Below are 18256 nucleotides of genomic sequence, written 5' to 3'. Positions count from 1 at the left end.
ATTATGGCTGGAAACTCAATCGGAAAATTATTCAAAGTAACCACATTTGGTGAATCACACGGTGTAGCATTAGGGTGTGTTGTCGATGGTGTTCCTCCTGGACTTGCGTTAACAGAATCAGACATGCAAATTGATCTTGATCGTCGTAGACCTGGCTCATCTCGTTATACAACTCAACGCCGAGAAGTTGATCAAGTTAAAATTTTGTCAGGCGTATTTGAAGGAGTTACAACAGGGACGAGTATTGGTTTACTTATTGAAAATACCGATCAACGTTCTCAAGATTATAGTAAAATTAAAGATATCTTCAGACCAAGCCATGCAGATTACACTTATCAAAATAAATATGGTATACGAGATTATCGTGGTGGCGGTCGCTCCTCTGCTCGTGAAACGGCTATGAGAGTTGCTGCCGGCGCTATTGCAAAAAAATATCTACATGAAAAGCTTGGCATTACTATTCGTGGTTATTTAGCTCAAATGGGCGATGTAAATTGTGAATTGAAAGACTGGCAACAAGTTGAACGCAATCCATTTTTTTGTGCAGATGAAAGTAAATTAGATGCACTTGAACAGTTGCTTCGGTCACTAAAAAAAGAGAGTGACTCAATAGGTGCGAAAGTTTGCATTGTTGCTGAGAATATTCCAGTAGGACTTGGCGAACCTGTATTTGATAAACTAGATGCTGATCTTGCGCATGCACTAATGAGTATTAATGCTGTGAAAGGTGTAGAAATTGGTGATGGTTTTGCTGTGGTTAATAAACGTGGTAGCGAAAATCGTGATGAAATAACACCTAAGGGCTTTTTATCCAATCATGCTGGTGGGATTTTAGGTGGTATTAGTTCAGGACAAACCATATCAGCCAGCATAGCACTTAAACCCACACCTAGTATAGAAATTCCTGGTCAATCAGTTAATATTTTGGGTGAAAGCGTTGAAGTATCTACACATGGTCGACATGATCCATGTGTTGGCATTCGAGCTGTACCAATTGCTGAAGCAATGGTTGCTATTGTGCTGATGGATCACTACCTTCGTTATCGGGCTCAATGTGGTGATGTCAATAAATTATGAGTTATGATCTGCTTATTTTACTTTTTCTGATTGCTGCTTTGGCTGGTTTTATTGACTCCATTGCTGGCGGAGGTGGTTTATTGACTGTCCCTGCATTGCTTGCTGTTGGACTACCACCAGCTAGTGCATTGGCAACCAATAAATTGCAAAGTTGCGGTGGTTCGTTTTCTGCTAGCCTATATTTTATTCGACAGCATATGGTGGATTTGAAACAACAGAAATGGGCAATCGCTTTTGCTTTTGCTGGTTCAGCAATTGGTACATTATCTGTGATGTGTATCCAAGCTGATTTTTTAAAATTATTATTACCTATTTTAACTATTAGTGTTGGACTCTATTTTTTACTTTCTCCAACTATTGGAGAAAACGACCGTAACAGTCGCTTTTCACTTATTCAATTTGCATTAATTCCCGCCTTTGGTATAGGTTTTTATGATGGCTTTTTTGGCCCTGGTGCTGGTTCACTTTATGCATTAGCTTATATCACGTTAGCTGGTTTTAATTTAACCAAAGCGACTGCACATACCAAAGTTCTAAACTTCACCTCAAATTTGGCCGGTTTGTTGTTTTTTATTATAGGAGGAGAAGTAATATGGTCAATTGGATTGGTTATGCTAGTTGGTCAATTTATAGGAGCAAGGCTTGGAGCTAAAATGGTCATCGCCAAAGGTCGTCAATTAATTCGACCAATGTTAATTACTGTTTCGACCCTTATGAGTATAAAATTAATTTACGAAAACTTTTTTTAGATACTTATAAGCCAAATAATTCACATTTTTTTACCTAAAATATCTAAAGTAATTTTATTATCAATCCTACTGCTTCTCATTTGTACTTTTCATAATTCATTTATATTAAATTTTTTGTCAAAAACTTTCAGGTAACTATATGTTTGAGTATAAAATAGCAACAAGTATTTATTTCACTTAAATATTATTTAGTATATATTTGTGTTATATAAGATAGTTTGTGTTAACACGTCCAAATATTATGAAACTTCAACAATTACGCTATATTTTAGAAATAGCACGTTCTGGCTCAATAAATGAAGCCGCTAAGAATTTATATATTACTCAGCCAAGCTTATCAACATCGGTGAAAGATCTAGAAGCTGAATTTGGTATTGAGATTTTTGTGCGCAGTTCTAAAGGAGTTTCACTTTCACCTGATGGCGTTGAGTTTTTAGGTTATGCCAAACAAGTTCTAGATCAAGCTGAGCTATTGGAACAGCACTACTCAAAAAAAGAACCCTCTAAGCAGTTATGTAGTATATCTACTCAGCATTACGCTTTTGCAGTTAATGCTTTTGTTAATTTAATTAAAAATAATCAAACAGATGAGTATGAGTTTACGCTTCGGGAAACTAAAACACATGATATCATCACCGATGTTGCTAATTTACGTAGTGAAGTTGGTATCTTGTATTTGAATGATTTTAATCAAAAAGTGATTTTACGGTTACTGAAAGAACATAGATTAACCTTTAATCCACTTTTTGAAGCTAATCCTCATGTATTTATTAGTACTCATCATCCATTATCATCCATGAAGTTATTAACTTTAGATGATTTAGAGGATTACCCTTATCTCTCTTTTGAGCAGGGCGAATATAACTCATTTTATTTTTCCGAAGAAATTTTAAGTACGGTTTATCATAAAAAGAGTATACACGTCAGTGATAGAGCAACCTTATTTAACTTATTGCATGGACTTAATGGTTATACCATTAGCACAGGGGTTTTAAGTGCAGACTTAAACGGATCTGATATTTTATCAATACCGTTAGATGTAGAAGAAAAAATTCTAATAGGTTGGATTACATCACAAAAGGCTCAACTAAGCTTATCAGCTCAAAATTATATTGAGGCACTAAAAAAACTAATTCAAGAAGAGTATGGTTTTGAGCTTAAGTAAATACTGCTGTTAACTAAATAAATCAAATTGCTATTTTTATAAATTTAAGTATAATTACATAACTCATATGTTCACTATATGGATACCGAGGAATGTCTGAATTAGAGATCGGTCATTCCATTTTTTATATTTATTTTAAGAGGTTTATTATGTCTCTAACTGTAGAAGCTAAAGCGAAAATCGTTGCCGAATATGGTCGTGGCACTAACGACACTGGTTCAACAGAGGTTCAAGTTGCTCTTTTAACTGCACGTATTAATGATTTACAAGGTCATTTTTCTGAGCATAAAAAAGATCACCATAGCCGTCGCGGTCTATTACGTATGGTGTCTAGCCGTCGTAAATTATTAGATTATTTACGTCGTAAAGATATTGAACGTTATAACCAATTGATTAAAAAACTAGGTTTACGTCGCTAATTGACAATCTACTTGAAAAGAGGCTTAGGCCTCTTTTTCGTTGTGAAAAATCGATGCTCTGATATAATATTGAGCATTAAAAGTTATTATTTTAAGTAAGCCAACAAAGTAAAGATTATATCTCATGTTTCGCGCGACTAATGAGAGCTCTATAATTTATAGATTTGTCATTAGTCGTGACAGTGAAATAATCTTTTTGTTGTATATATCCCCACATTGTTGAAGAGAGTATCAATAAGCGTAGCGTAATGTTGCGTCCTGTCGAAATATCAAACTTCAACATAACAGATAACAAGAGGACATTATTTTGTTTAATCCGACATGTCAAAAATTTCAATATGGTCGTCATACTGTGACTTTAGAAACTGGTATTATGGCTCGTCAAGCAACCGCAGCTGTTATGGTTAATATGGATGATACCGCTGTATTTGTCACGGTTGTTGCAAATAAAAAAGTAAAAGAAGGTCAAGATTTCTTCCCATTAACAGTTAATTACCAAGAACGTACTTATGCTGCAGGGCGTATTCCTGGTGGATTCTTTAAACGTGAAGGTCGTCCAAGTGAAGGTGAAACTCTAATTGCACGTTTAATCGATCGTCCGCTTCGTCCATTATTTCCTGAAGGATTTGTTAATGAAATCCAAATTATTGCAACCGTTGTTTCAGTTAATCCCGAAGTGAGTCCTGACCTAGTTGCAATGATTGGTGCTTCTGCTGCACTTTGCTTATCAGGTGTTCCATTCCACGGCCCTATTGGTGCTGCACGTGTTGGCTTTATTAATAATGAATTTGTATTAAATCCATCAGTAAAAGAGCTTACAGCCAGTCGTCTAGACTTAGTTGTTGCGGGCACAAAAAGTGCAGTATTAATGGTTGAATCTGAAGCTGATTTACTCACTGAAGATCAAATGTTAGCAGCGGTGGTATTTGGCCATGAACAACAACAAGTTGTTATTAATAATATTAACGAATTTGTAGAAAAAGCCAATTGTGAAAAATGGGATTGGGTAGCACCGGCTAAAAATGAAGTGCTATATAACGCCATTGTTGAATTAGCTAAAGATCGTTTGGGCGAAGCTTATCGTATTACTGAAAAACAAGCACGTTATGCTCAAATTGATTTAATTAAAGAAGAAGTTTTAGCTGTACTAAAAGAGCAAAATGACGAACTCGATGAAAACGAAGTGATTAATATTATTGTTGAGTTGGAAAGTCAAATTGTTCGTAAGCGTGTTATTGCTGGTGAACCGCGTATTGATGGTCGTGAAAAAGATATGATTCGTGCACTTGATATCCGTACTAATGTCTTACCAAGAACTCATGGTAGTGCATTGTTTACACGTGGTGAAACTCAGGCACTAGTTACTGCAACATTAGGTACAGAGCGAGACGCACAAATCATTGATGAGTTAACTGGTGAATATACTGAACGGTTCTTACTTCATTACAATTTTCCTCCATACTCTGTTGGCGAAACAGGCATGGTTGGCTCACCAAAACGCCGAGAAATTGGTCATGGTCGCCTAGCTAAACGAGGTGTTGCGGCGGTAATGCCAAGTCGTGAAGAATTTCCCTATACTGTCCGAGTTGTGTCTGAAATTACTGAGTCAAATGGTTCATCTTCAATGGCTTCTGTTTGTGGTGCTTCACTTGCTCTTATGGATGCAGGAGTACCAATCAAATCATCAGTTGCAGGTATTGCAATGGGATTAGTAAAAGAAGGTGATCAGTTTGTCGTATTGTCAGATATTCTTGGTGACGAAGACCACCTTGGTGATATGGACTTTAAAGTAGCAGGTACACGCGAAGGTGTAAGTGCATTGCAAATGGATATCAAAATTGAAGGTATCACCAAAGAAATTATGCAAGTAGCACTTAATCAAGCTAAAGGTGCTCGTTTACATATTTTAAGTGTAATGGAACAAGCAATTAATAAGCCTCGCCAAGAAATTTCAGAATTTGCACCACGTATTTATACAATGAATGTAAATCCTGACAAAATTCGCGATATTATCGGTAAAGGTGGCGCAACAATTCGGGCTTTAACTGAAGAAACAGGAACAACTATTGAAATTACTGATGATGGTACCGTTAAGATTGCAGCTTCAGATGGTAATAAAGCCAAAGATGCCATGGCACGTATTACTAACTTAGTTGCTGATGTCGAAATTGGTAAAATTTATACAGGTAAAGTGACAAGAATCGTTGATTTTGGTGCTTTCGTATCGGTTATTGGTGGTAAAGAAGGACTTGTTCATGTATCTCAAATTGCCGATCATCGAGTAGAAAAAGTGGCTGATTATCTAAAAGTAGGTCAAGAAGTAAATGTTAAAGTACTAGAAATTGATCGCCAAGGTAGAATCCGTTTGAGTATGAAAGATGCTGTCGAACCTACAGCAGACGTTACTTCAACAGCAGAATAAAATTATTATTCATTAGGGGATAAAAATGGGATTATTCAACCTGAGAACTGTATGCTGCATTTTGCTAGCTGTTATTCTTTTGTCAGGTTGTTCTAATTCTCAACCTTTGTTAGCTGTTCCTGAGCAAGTTTCATATGATGATGAGTTAAAAATTGCTCAGCTCAGCCAACAGCTATCACAAAAAGGCCTTGATACTGGAACGCGAATGCAACTCATATTTGAGCGAGGTATTGCCTATGATTCATTGGGTTTTAAAGCCTTTGCTCAAAGCGATTTTTCCTATTTGTTGAGCTTAAATCCTGAAGTTCCTGACATTTACAACTTTCTAGGAACTTATGCATTAAGAGATGGTGATTTTGATACAGCTTTGATGTCATTTAATACTACATTAGAGCTTGATCCCGCTTATACTTATGCGTATTTGAATCGTGCTATTACGTTGTATCGTACAGGCCATTATCAAGCCGCAGAGCGTGATGCATTACGATTTTATCAGTATGATGTGAATGAACCTATTAGAATTCTATGGCTTTATTTGATTGAAAAAGAAAATGATAATAAAGCCGCCAAAATTGAGCTACAAAAACGTTATGATCTGATTAATGATAAAACGAGTTATAGTGGCAATATAATTGCATTTTATTTAGGTAAAATTAACGAATCTAAATTAATGCAGAACCTTCAACAAGGTGTAGAGAATAATCGACAATTAGCCGAACGTCTTTGTGAAGCCTACTTTTACTTAGGTAAATATTATCAAAGTAAAGGTGACAACGAACGTGCCAAAATGTTATTTAAATATGCTTTAGCCAATAATATTTATAACTATGTTGAACATCAACAGGCACTTTATGAAATGAAGTTACTTGAAGAAAAAGAAGAGTAACAAGGGTCATGCCAGTTTTAAAAGTGAAAATATTGTTATAGCGTAGTTCTGATTTGCCAAATAATATGTTCTCAACATTAGATAATATGGTTAGCTTTATCTTAGATATATTAATTAATCTTAGTGTATTTTTTAGATTCGATTTGTTGAGTTAACATAGGCAGTTAGTTATTGGGGTGAGTTGTAAATTTTCAATTTAGTGAGCTGGCATAAATTTATATCTGCTTTCTTTATTTGGTTTAAAAAAATAAGATAAAACTTATATGATATTAGTTAATAATTATCAGGATTTTTACTAAATAAGTGAATTTATATATTCAAAATTTATAAGCGAGTTTACATGACAAAAGAAGTTTCTTTTATTGATCTTGGTTTATCCGAGGATATTCTTAACGCATTAAATGATCTTGGTTTTAGCAAACCATCACCAATCCAATCTGAATGTATTCCTCTATTATTAGAGGGGAATGATGTATTGGGTATGGCACAGACAGGTAGCGGCAAAACTGCTGCGTTTTCAATCCCTTTCTTAATGAATATTGACGCAAACTTAAAAGCACCACAACTTTTAGTATTAGCTCCTACACGTGAATTGGCTATACAAGTTGCTGATGCTTGCTCTGAATATTCAAAATATATGAAAGGGGTTAAAGTACTCGCTTTATATGGTGGACAACGCTATGACGTTCAATTACGTGCTTTAAAACAAGGTCCTCAAATTGTAGTTGGTACACCAGGACGTTTGCTTGATCACTTAAATCGTAAAACCTTAGATCTCTCTAATCTTAAGGGATTAGTACTTGATGAAGCAGATGAAATGTTAAGAATGGGCTTTATTGATGATGTTGAAAGCATTATGACAACGATTCCAGATGATCATCAAACAGCTTTATTTTCGGCAACAATGCCAGCACCAATTCGTCGTATTACTAAACGATTTATGCAAAATCCTAAAGAAGTTCAGATCAAAGGTACCAATCAAACTGCCCCTGATATTGACCAAAGTTATTGGCTTGTTAGAGGTATGCGTAAAAACGAAGCTATCGTTCGCTTTCTAGAAGCAGAAGATTTTGATGCGGCTATTATTTTTGTTCGAACAAAATCAGCTACTTTAGATGTGGCGGAAGTGCTTGAAAAGCACGGTTATAGTTGTGCTGCATTAAATGGTGATATGACACAACAATTGCGTGAACAAACATTAGATCGTTTACGTAATGGTCGTTTAGATATATTAATCGCAACCGATGTTGCTGCTCGTGGTTTGGATGTTGAGCGTATTAGCTTAGTTATCAATTATGATATCACGTTAGATTCTGAATCTTATGTTCATCGTATTGGACGAACGGGTCGCGCTGGTCGTGCTGGTCGTGCTATTTTATTTGTTGATAGCCGTGAACGTCGTTTACTTAAGAATATAGAGCAAACTATCAAAAAAACAATTCCAGAAGTTGGGTTGCCATCAAAAGAGCTACTTGAACAGCGTCGTTTAGCTAAATTTACTGAGCAGGTCCAGAAACAGCTTGAGAGTAGTGATTTAGATGAGTACCAAAAGTTATTAGCACAAATACAAGCTGATAGTGGAGCCGATCTTGAAACGATTGCAACCGCTTTATTAAAATTAGCACAAGGGGAACGCCCTTTAATTTTGCCACCAGATCCAGTGTTTCAACCATCGCGTGAAATGCGAGATCGGGATAATCGTGGCGGTGAACGCCGTTTACGAGGTGATAATCGTGAATCCCCAAAACGTCGAGAACGACGGGATATTGGTGATATGGATATGTATCGTATTGAAGTTGGTAAAGAGAACGGTATTGAAGTTCGTCATATTGTGGGGGCAATTGCTAATGAAGCTGATATTAGCAGTCGTTACATTGGTAATATCAAGCTTTATGATACTTATTCGACAGTTGAATTACCAAAAGGTATGCCAAAAGACATACTAAAACATTTTGAAAAAGTAAGAGTACTTAATCAACCAATGAAAATGAGCTTAATCAGTGGAGCAGCGTCTGATACTAAACGAGCTCGTAAAAACAGTAAATCAGATACATCTGATAAACCGTTTTCAAAAAAGCGTAGTCGCCCAACAGCGCCTAAATTCTAATGTATTGACCTCTGCCAAATGGCAGAGGTATCTTTAATCCCTTTTATCTCAACTAACAACATAGTTTAGTAGTCACATACAGCATCATATTCAGCTAGATAACAAAATAGAGTTAGCGCTTTGCCCTAAGTTATGATTAAGAGTATACTATTACAAATATTAACAGTTAATTAGAGGTAAGCATGGCAGATTCTTTAAACAAATGCAAAGCAAACGAAACTCCAGCATGTTGTTGTGTGGATGTTGGTACAATAATTGATAATGAAGACTGTAGCGCTGAATATGAACACATCTTTGCGACAGAATCAGAAGCTCAAGCTAAGTTAGCATCTTTGACTCAAGCTGCAAATGATGTCGCAACAGATCCGTGTGAAATTAATAGCAATATTGATAAAATAAGCGATGGCTTTAAATTATCAGCAAAATTTACCTTTTGTTGTGGTGCAGAATGCATGATTTTCCAATTAAAATTACGTTAATTGAATATTGATGAAAGTTTGTATTATGAGACATGGTGAAGCAGGGTTTTCTGCTTCATCGGATTCCAGTAGAACATTAACAAATTATGGCATTAATCAGTCAAATCAAGCTGGCAAATGGCTTAAACAGCAAAATTTTCAATTTGAAATTGGTTTGGTTAGCCCTTATTTGCGAGCTCAACAAACATTAACAGAATTATCATCACACGTTAGTGTTGCAAAAGTTGAAACTAATCAATTTTTAGTGCCTGGTGGTAGCCCATCTCATATTGCTGACGTATTAGCAATATTGTTAAATGATGGGATTGAAAATGTGATTATTGTATCTCATTTGCCATTGGTGGGATATTTAGTTAATGAACTATGTCCGCAAGTTGCTCCTCCTATGTTTTCTACTGCCTCAATAGCTTGTATTAGTTTATTACCAAACTCTGCAGGAAATTTTGAATGGTATCATCAAGCGGAGTAAAAAAACTTAATCTTTTTGATTTACCTCTAACTGGTCGAACTTTAATTGAAGCATCGGCTGGAACTGGTAAAACTTATTCTCTTGCCTTTATTTACTTAAGATTATTATTGGGCATTGGTCAAAATAGTTACCCAAGGCCTTTAAATGTTAACGAAATTCTGGTTGTGACTTTTACCAAAGCGGCAACTAAAGAACTTCGATCGAGGATAAGGCAAAATATTCAAGGACTGCGAATAGGCCTATTACAAGGACATCATAAAGATCCTATTTATCAACAACTCATTGAATTAATTGATGATAGAAAATTTGCAGTACAGCAACTTACTATTGCTCAACAGTCAATGGATGATGCGGCTATTTATACTATACATAGTTTTTGCCAACGAATACTAACTAGCCATGCATTTGAATCGGGTGTTTTATTTGAGCAAAAGCTAATTTCTGATGAATATGAATTAAAATTAAGAGTAACCCAAGATTTTTGGCGTCACTATTTTACACCACTTGATAAACCACTTGCTTATTTAGTGCTTGCTACATGGCAAGATCCAACGGCACTGCTAAAAGACATCACCCCTTATTTAGGGTTAGATTTCAACAATGCTGGCAAGGTAAACCTAGATATAAGTACAACAATAAAGTTTTTTTACCAACAAAGTTATGAAAAAATTGAAAATATTAAAAAATCTTGGTTAACTTTGTCTGAAAAATTAGTTGAAATCATTATACAATCAGGTGTCAGAAAACAATCATATAGTAGTCGAAATCTACCCAATTGGGTAATTAAAGTATCGGCATGGGCTAACAGCGAAACTCGAACGTTTGAATTACCTAACGAACTTGAAAAATTTAAGCAATCAGTTTTAATCGAAAAGACGAAAGAAGGAAAAAGTGTTCCATATCATTCGTTTTTTGAACAAATTGACGATCTATATAAACAACCTTTTGATCTACGAAGCCAAATCTTAATGGATATCGTCAGTGTAATTCAAAAATGGCTCTATAACGAAAAAATCAAAAATGGCGAGATGAGCTTTGACGATCTTATTTGGCAACTAAATCGTGCACTAAAAGCAAAAGCAGGAGATCGATTGGCGCAAAGTATAGCCTCAAAATATTGTGTTGCTTTAATTGATGAATTCCAGGATACCGATCCTGCTCAGTATCAAATTTTTGATCGTATTTATGACAGGAAAAAGTTAGATCGAGGTCTATTATTTATTGGTGATCCAAAACAAGCAATTTACAGCTTTCGAGGTGCAGATATATTCACTTACTTAAAAGCTAAACAATCGACAGGGGAAAATTCTTTTACCATGGATGTAAACCATCGTTCATCTGCTTCGATGGTCAAAGCTGTTAACCAATTATTTTCTAATTGCGATAATCCATTTATATTTAATGATATTCCTTTTTTACCCATGGAAGCGGCAAAACGGAATCAGCAAAAGTCTTTGCAAGTTAACAACCAAAAAGTATCGGCATTAGCTGCTTACTTACTGCCTGATGATATTGCAACCAATTCTGATTATCAAGAACACATGGCTAGTTGTTGTGCTACCCAAATAGTGACTTTACTGTCTAATTCGTCAATGTTAATTGATAGCGAAAACGAACAACGTCCAGTGACTACAGCTGACATTGCAATCTTAGTGCGTAATGGGTGTGAAGCCGAAGTTATCCAACAAAAATTGACTCATTGCGGTGTTAAAAGTGTCTACTTGTCAAACAATAGTAGTGTGTTTTCTTCAAATGAAGCAAAAGATGTATTGAGCCTATTGCAAGCTGTTTTAATGCCAGAAAACGAAACAATGCTCAAGCTAGCATTAATGACATCGCTATTAGGTCAAACCATGACAGACCTTGAACAAATCACTGACGATCAAGATAAATGGGAAAGTTTGATCGAAGAATTCAAACAATATCAAGCAATTTGGCAATATTATGGTGTATTGGTTATGTTACGCCGAATGATGAAAAAACGGCATCTAGCTGAAAACATCTTAGTTCGCCAAGATGGTGAACGAACATTAACTAACTTAATGCATTTAGGTGAATTACTTCAAGAAACATCAAATGAGTTAGATGGTCCACACGCCTTAATTCGGTGGTTGACAAAACAAATTGTTAACCCAGATCCAAATTTAGAAAATCATCAGCAACGCCTTGAAAGTGATGAAAACCTTGTCAAGATTATTACTATTCATAAATCAAAGGGATTAGAGTTTCCGATTGTTTGGTTACCATTTATTTCAATATATCGTGCATCCGATAGCCAATTTTATCATGATAAAAATAATGACTATCAGCCAACTTATGCATGGTTACAGTCTGATGAGATTAAAGAGCAGATAGAAAAAGAGCGACTTGCTGAAGATTTGCGGCTATTATATGTTGCAATGACTCGCTCGGTTTATCATTGTAGTATTGGACTTGCTTCATTGAAAAAAAGCCAATCGGCTATTAATCATTTATTAAAAAGTGAATTAAGATCAATTGCCAATATAGCTAATTTAATTGATATCCAATTACCAATAGAGAGCGAACAGTATATTCCGCCAATTTTGCCAAATCAATCATTATCGGCTAACGTATTTTCGCGTAATATCTCAGACAGTTGGCGGGTCACAAGTTATACTGAATTACAAAAGCATAATCATAATGTATTGGCTTATAAGCCTGATCTTATTAATGACTGGGACGAATCCCCATACGAATCCGATAAAGTACAATCAAACGACACACAATATGATATCCACCATTTTCCTAAAGGAGCATATGTCGGTACATTAATGCACAGCATTATGGAAGATATCACATCAGATAATCTTGTTGAATTATGTAATCAGATGGTAAAAAAGCTCAATTTAGAAACAGAGTGGAATAGCGTAGTAACAAATTGGATGCAACAGATATTGACTACAAAACTGCATGATCCAAATTTAATATTATCGCAAGTGTTAATGGGGCAACATATTAACGAATTGCAATTCTATCTCCCTATACGCAAAACAGTCACTAGTCAGCAATTAGATAGTTTGTGTAAACAATATGATCATTTATCAAGATTATGTCCCGAATTAGATTTTGAGTCGGTACAAGGTATGCTAAGAGGCTTTATCGATTTAGTCTTCAAATTTGAAGGGAAATATTATGTGGTTGATTATAAATCTAATTGGTTAGGTGAATGTGTTGATGCTTATAGCCAAGAAGCACTTGAAAAAGTGATGTGCGATCATCGCTATGACCTACAATATCAACTTTACTGTTTAGCATTGCATCGTTTTTTAAAAGGACGTTTGTCTAATTACCAATACCAAACGCATTTTGGAGGGGTATACTATCTCTTTTTACGAGGAATGCCCGAGCAAGGCATTTTTTATCACCTACCTCTGCAAGAATTTATCGAAGAACTTGATAAGCTGTTTGATGGTGAAATGTTAAATGGAATATAACAATTATTAAGAAATAACCATATCGAAAAATACAATTGAATAAAAATAAGGCACCCAAAACGGTGCCATATTTTTAGATGGCTTATTTAACATTTAAACATAAGCTGATAGCTATAGTGTTTATCTGTCAGTAAGAATTCATGATGTACATTTGGTGTCCAATAATCATCTCCACCAATTCCCATATGATAAGCATCAATACTTATATAAGCGCATGACCTAGGTTCTAATAAATGACGATGAGTTTTTTCTATTAATTGCTCTGTCCCATATTGATTAACGTTAAATTTAAACTGATGTCCAGTTATGATCATCTCATTAAGTTGCAATCTTTTAACCTCGCAACGCAATCCATTTTCACATGGATAAATATAAGGTGTATAAAGTTCTGCAAAAGGTAACGACCAATCACCAAAAATAGCTGATGTTTTTCGATCAGGATAATTTTCATGAGGTCCTAAGCCAAGCCATTTTACTTTTTTAGGAATCTGTTTCATTATGATAACATAAACCGACTCTCGCGGGTGCGGGCATATCGTTAGCAATATCAACTTGCACAGATAAAGTGAATTTGCCTTCTTGATCGAACTCGTATTGCCATTTAGTTTGAATTACTTTTTTGTTTTTGAACAAATATCCATGCAGTGCTTCGATCACAATCTTATCTGTTGATTGTGTAAGATGCATACCTAAACATTAGTGGGTTAGATCGTAATAACCAGAGGCTTTCCACTGCTCAACCCAAGCGAATGGATTATTATTACTATCAAAATCGCCACTAATACCAATATCATTATCAATAGGTGCACGAACAAACTGATCAGCAAAAGGTGAAGCTAATAATGGTTTATTACCTTTTGTCCATTGGTAAAGCAGCCCTGTTTTTTTATTAAATAGCCAACTTTGGTTTTTGTAATTAATAATGTAATCATATTTAGTTTCGGTCCATTTTAGTTTATTTTTTGCTTGGCAAAAAGCTAATGAAGGAATATAAGAATTAGCTAATTTCCATTGTTCCCATGCAACAATATAACCAGCTTGTGACCATGGTGTAGCCTTGTTTTGAATAACACGAACTGATAAATGTAAGTCTTCACAATTTAAATCATTTGCTATATCGTTAAGTAAAGTTATTTGTAATGAACTATTGGGTTTAATATTAAGCTTAATTTTTCCTTTTTGATATTTTTTTCCATTAAATAATAATTCCCAATATAAAGTTTCATTATTTGCATGGTGAAATAGATATTCGCTTGTAATATCAATAACCAACGGTCTTTGACTAATTAGCTTAAATTGGAATGGCTGTTGTACCTTTTTGGCTTCAATCAAACTTGGGTGAGAAGTTCTATCAGGAAAGACTAATCCATCCAAGCAAAATTGCCTATCATGATAAGCCTCACCAAAAGCCCAATAATTATCGCCAGAAGGTGTAGAACAGCGTATCCCATGATCAGCCCATTCCCAAATAAACCCACCTTGTAGCCTAGGATATTGTCTGAACGCTTGCCAGTATTTATAAAATGCACCTAGGCTATTACCCATTGCATGGGCATATTCACACAAAATAAGTGGGCGATTTTCATTTGGTAATGAAATCCATTTTTTTATTGCCCATTTGGCAACGTTAGGGTGTGGTTGATCTTGCTCAACGCGGGCATACATAGGACAAATAATGTCAGTGGCAGTAGTGTTTGCGCCACCGCCTTCATATTGCACAGGACGAGTTGGATCGTTACTTTTAATCCAAGCATAAAGTGCATCATGGTTCGACCCATGTCCCGATTCATTTCTTAACGACCAAATAATAATAGAAGGGTGATTACGATCGCGCTGAACCATTCGCGTTACACGTTCACTATAAGCTGCAAGCCATCTAGGATCGGCCGACAAACGAGACATAGGAAACATACCATGTGATTCGATATTGGCTTCATCAACTAAATATAGTCCATATAGATCACAAAGATCATACCAACGAGGATCATTAGGATAATGACTACACCTCACAGCATTAAAATTATGTTGTTTAATCAATTTGATATCATGCAACATTGCTTCTTCGGTCAATGCATATCCCAAATCAGGATAGAACTCATGGCGATTTGTGCCTTTAATTAATAGTGGTTTACCATTTAAGCATAGTTGTCCATGTTTAATTTCAATAGTCCTAAATCCAACGTTATAAGCTTCTGATTCAATTAATCCTGTTTTTTTGTGATATAAACTAACAACAATTCGATAAAGGTTTGGGGTTTCAGCACTCCATAACTGTGGTTTAGTAACTGGTATTTGAAAACGTAAACGGTCAGTGTATCCTCCTTTTTCGTCAACAAAAGGTAAGCCGATTGATTGCATATGCTCGACAACTAACTTATTTTGTTGCCATAGTTCAATACCTACATCCAATAAATCTATGTTTCCATCATGCTGAATATCGGCCTGCAGAGATAAAGTTGCATTTTGATAACAATCGTCAAGTAAAGTATCAATATGAATATCACTTAAGTGGGATTTAGGTTTATTCAGTAGGGAAACATTTCGGAAAATACCACTCAATCGCCACATATCTTGATCTTCAAGATAATTGCCATCACACCATTTTAAGACTAATACTGCTATGCGGTTTTTACCGACTTTCAAAAAAGGCGTTAGATCAAATTCTGCTGAAATTCTACTATCTTGCGAATAATCAACCCATTGTCCATTACACCAAAGATGAAATGCAGAGCTAACCCCATCAAATATAATCCGTGTATCACCTTTAGTCACAGAAAAATATCGTGAATAACATCCTGTTGGATTTTCATCTGGTACATAAGGCGGGTTATATGGAAAAGGATAACGTATATTAGTATAAACTGGCACATCATATCCTTCAACAGCCAGTTAGATGGTACCTCAATTGTAGTTGCATCAAGTTCCTTTTGTAACCATAACTCTGGAACTTGCTTGGGACTTGTAAAATAACTAAAAAACCAATTACCATATTAACTATATTATAGAATCTGAATCACTATTATTTTTAGCTTGTTGTTTATTTCGCCAACTATGAAATTTTGGAGGGGTATCGAGTTTATTAATACTTAAAACAGATAAATTATTCCAATCGTGCCGGCTTATAATTTCATTGAAAGAAGGATTCATATGTTCTCCATTTTACTCTGATTATTGTTACTATCACCGATTTATTTACTAATTATTATAGGGAGCCTGTAATTAAATACGGTGATCTTGTTAACATTTATGTAATCGTATACATAAAATATTAAATCTAGTTTTATCGATTTTTGTTAATTAAAAATTGTGAGTCGAGAGGAAATATATTTACTAATGCTGTATATAAAATGATAATTTTTAATGTGATATCTATCACAATATTAGTGTTTAGTTTTTGAATAGTCGCTTTTATTGGTTATATTTAAACTACCTAGTAAAAGGTATTGGATTGTTACCGATTTATAGCGGGCAAAACCTAAAAAATAGTTATGACTATTTTTTAGGTTTTTTTTTGTCTGAAATTTAAAAGATTTTTAATTATTTTTTAATAATAAGTTTAAGGGGGGGAAAAGAAATGAAATTTTCAAAAAAATAGTATATAAAATCAAACCAAAACGAGTTGTTTTAATGACTATGCTAGGTTTGTGTTATTTACCCAATGCGATGGCAGCGACTCAAGATGAGCTAGAAGCAAGAATTGCGTTATTAGAGCAAAAGTTATTAGTTCTTAGTCAAGAGTCTAATGATTTGAAAAAGCAAGTAATTGATTCTAATAAGCAATTTGCTAAATTAAATAATAATCTTCAAAAACAACAAATTATTATAAATAATCAGAAAAAAGCGCTTAAAAATAGTCAAAATGTAGCAATTACAAAGCAACAGCCTCCAGTTAATCCTGTACAAGCAAATAATAATCAAATTTTACTAGTTAGTACACCAAAAACCGATACTATGCAAGACAGCAATCATCCAGAAAAGACTTCATTTACTTTAGCTGAATTTAAAGATTATATTAAAGAAGAAATAGGATTTTCTTATAATGGTTACTTCCGTGGTGGTTGGTCAACTTCAAGCAATGGTAAACCTAAAAATTATGCTGAAGGTGCATTAGGTCGATTTGGTAATGAATATGGTGGTTGGTATGATCTTATCTTTAAGCAAAAAGTCTATGATCAAGATGGAAGGCGAGTTGATGCAATTGTTATGATTGATGGAAACGTGGCAACAAATAAAGCTGCGGGTTTATTTAATACGCAAGATGACAATATTATGCAATTTTCAGATATATATTTAGAAACAAAAGGATTTGTGCCACGTTTCCCTGATGCGAAATTATGGGTGGGTAAACATTCTTTGCCTTATAATGAAATACAAATGCTTGATTGGAAAACACAAAAAACGCCAGCAGGTGGAGGTATTGGTATTGAAAATCTTAAAGTCGGTGTCGGTGCTCTTGATTTATCATTAGTTAGAGCAGATGTAAATGTGAAAAATAAAAAAGAAATAATTAGTACTGATGATAGTAAAGTAAATAAAATTGACCAATACAAAAAGGAAGAAGTTGATTTAAACGAACTAGAAATTCGCTATCGTGATATCCCATTATGGCAAAATGCAACGCTTGGTTTAAATGCTCGTTATTCAGCACCAAATAAATCTAAAATTCAAAATAGTATATCTGTTAAAAATGCTTGGCTTGGTAGCCTTGTTTTGCGTCAAAATGAATTTTTTGGCGGATTTAATCAGTTTACATTACAGACAGCAACCAATTCTGTTGCATCACAGTTGGCTAACATTAATACTAATAACCCAGAGTTTGCCAGTAATTCGGATAATGACTATATAGGTACACATACTGGTGGTAAAGCTTATCGTTTTGTATCGGAAGGTGAAGCTTATTTAAGCGATAATATCATTGTTGCCCATGCTTTGGCTTTAACTTCAGGAAATGATGTTTATTCTTATGATCTTAATCTTCCACATACCGATTTTACAAGTTTTAAATCAGCAATAAGACCAGCTTATATC

The 18256-nt window shown here is 34.8% G+C and carries 11 protein-coding genes and 1 pseudogene; 11 read left to right on the top strand and 1 reads right to left on the bottom strand.

The window, feature by feature from the left end:
• Positions 1 to 3 precede the first annotated feature (3 nt).
• The 10 genes from aroC to recB all read left to right on the top strand — a co-directional run bounded on the left by aroC (position 4) and on the right by recB (position 13228).
• A complete protein-coding gene (aroC, locus tag A9G37_RS01600) occupies positions 4 to 1077 on the top strand; it encodes a chorismate synthase (protein ID WP_065574427.1) in 1074 nt (357 codons plus the stop codon).
• A complete protein-coding gene (locus A9G37_RS01595; RefSeq protein WP_065574426.1) occupies positions 1074 to 1826 on the top strand; it encodes a TSUP family transporter in 753 nt (250 codons plus the stop codon). The genes aroC and A9G37_RS01595 overlap by 4 nt, the downstream gene beginning before the upstream one ends.
• Before the next feature lie 241 nt (positions 1827 to 2067).
• Positions 2068 to 2991, top strand: a complete 924-nt coding sequence (locus tag A9G37_RS01590) for a LysR family transcriptional regulator (protein WP_065574462.1) — start codon at positions 2068 to 2070, stop codon at positions 2989 to 2991.
• 149 nt (positions 2992 to 3140) lie between these two features.
• Entirely contained in the window at positions 3141 to 3410 is a 270-nt protein-coding gene (rpsO, locus tag A9G37_RS01585) for a 30S ribosomal protein S15 (protein WP_034909676.1), read from the top strand.
• 307 nt (positions 3411 to 3717) lie between these two features.
• Entirely contained in the window at positions 3718 to 5832 is a 2115-nt protein-coding gene (pnp, locus tag A9G37_RS01580) for a polyribonucleotide nucleotidyltransferase (RefSeq protein WP_065574425.1), read from the top strand.
• A 25-nt stretch (positions 5833 to 5857) separates the two neighbouring features.
• Positions 5858 to 6718 carry a lipoprotein NlpI gene (gene nlpI / locus A9G37_RS01575; RefSeq protein ID WP_034909673.1) on the top strand — a complete coding sequence of 287 codons (861 nt, stop codon included), beginning with the start codon at positions 5858 to 5860 and terminating at the stop codon, positions 6716 to 6718.
• 340 nt (positions 6719 to 7058) lie between these two features.
• Positions 7059 to 8825 carry a DEAD/DEAH family ATP-dependent RNA helicase gene (locus A9G37_RS01570; RefSeq protein ID WP_081297603.1) on the top strand — a complete coding sequence of 589 codons (1767 nt, stop codon included), beginning with the start codon at positions 7059 to 7061 and terminating at the stop codon, positions 8823 to 8825.
• 182 nt (positions 8826 to 9007) lie between these two features.
• On the top strand, positions 9008 to 9304 hold the full coding sequence (locus tag A9G37_RS01565) for a YfcZ/YiiS family protein (RefSeq protein ID WP_065574424.1): 297 nt from the start codon (positions 9008 to 9010) through the stop codon (positions 9302 to 9304).
• A gap of 10 nt (positions 9305 to 9314) precedes the next feature.
• Positions 9315 to 9773: a phosphohistidine phosphatase SixA gene (sixA, locus tag A9G37_RS01560; protein ID WP_065574423.1), complete on the top strand. Its 459-nt coding sequence runs from the start codon at positions 9315 to 9317 to the stop codon at positions 9771 to 9773.
• Complete coding sequence (gene recB / locus A9G37_RS01555; protein WP_065574422.1) at positions 9752 to 13228, top strand: exodeoxyribonuclease V subunit beta; 3477 nt, start codon at positions 9752 to 9754, stop codon at positions 13226 to 13228. The genes sixA and recB overlap by 22 nt, the downstream gene beginning before the upstream one ends.
• Positions 13229 to 13314: 86 nt before the next feature.
• On the opposite strand, the pseudogene A9G37_RS01550 reads toward recB, so the two are convergent.
• Positions 13315 to 16375: pseudogene (locus tag A9G37_RS01550) on the bottom strand (beta-galactosidase).
• A 480-nt stretch (positions 16376 to 16855) separates the two neighbouring features.
• Here A9G37_RS01550 and A9G37_RS01545 point away from each other — a divergent pair.
• A partial coding sequence (locus tag A9G37_RS01545; protein WP_065574421.1) for a carbohydrate porin occupies positions 16856 to 18256 on the top strand: 1401 nt, incomplete at its 3' end.

Source organism: Gilliamella sp. GillExp13, from assembly GCF_001690815.1.
Lineage (GTDB): Bacteria > Pseudomonadota > Gammaproteobacteria > Enterobacterales > Orbaceae > Gilliamella > Gilliamella bombi.
This window is presented reverse-complemented; position numbering and strand designations above follow the sequence as displayed.

What these genes read in the sequence shown, in the direction of transcription:
- aroC (WP_065574427.1), top strand. Translation starts at nt 4, where the DNA reads ATGGCTGGAAACTCAATCGGAAAATTATTCAAAGTAACCACATTTGGT.
- A9G37_RS01595 (WP_065574426.1), top strand. Translation starts at nt 1,074, where the DNA reads ATGAGTTATGATCTGCTTATTTTACTTTTTCTGATTGCTGCTTTGGCT.
- A9G37_RS01590 (WP_065574462.1), top strand. Translation starts at nt 2,068, where the DNA reads ATGAAACTTCAACAATTACGCTATATTTTAGAAATAGCACGTTCTGGC.
- rpsO (WP_034909676.1), top strand. Translation starts at nt 3,141, where the DNA reads ATGTCTCTAACTGTAGAAGCTAAAGCGAAAATCGTTGCCGAATATGGT.
- nlpI (WP_034909673.1), top strand. Translation starts at nt 5,858, where the DNA reads ATGGGATTATTCAACCTGAGAACTGTATGCTGCATTTTGCTAGCTGTT.
- A9G37_RS01570 (WP_081297603.1), top strand. Translation starts at nt 7,059, where the DNA reads ATGACAAAAGAAGTTTCTTTTATTGATCTTGGTTTATCCGAGGATATT.
- A9G37_RS01565 (WP_065574424.1), top strand. Translation starts at nt 9,008, where the DNA reads ATGGCAGATTCTTTAAACAAATGCAAAGCAAACGAAACTCCAGCATGT.
- sixA (WP_065574423.1), top strand. Translation starts at nt 9,315, where the DNA reads ATGAAAGTTTGTATTATGAGACATGGTGAAGCAGGGTTTTCTGCTTCA.
- recB (WP_065574422.1), top strand. Translation starts at nt 9,752, where the DNA reads ATGGTATCATCAAGCGGAGTAAAAAAACTTAATCTTTTTGATTTACCT.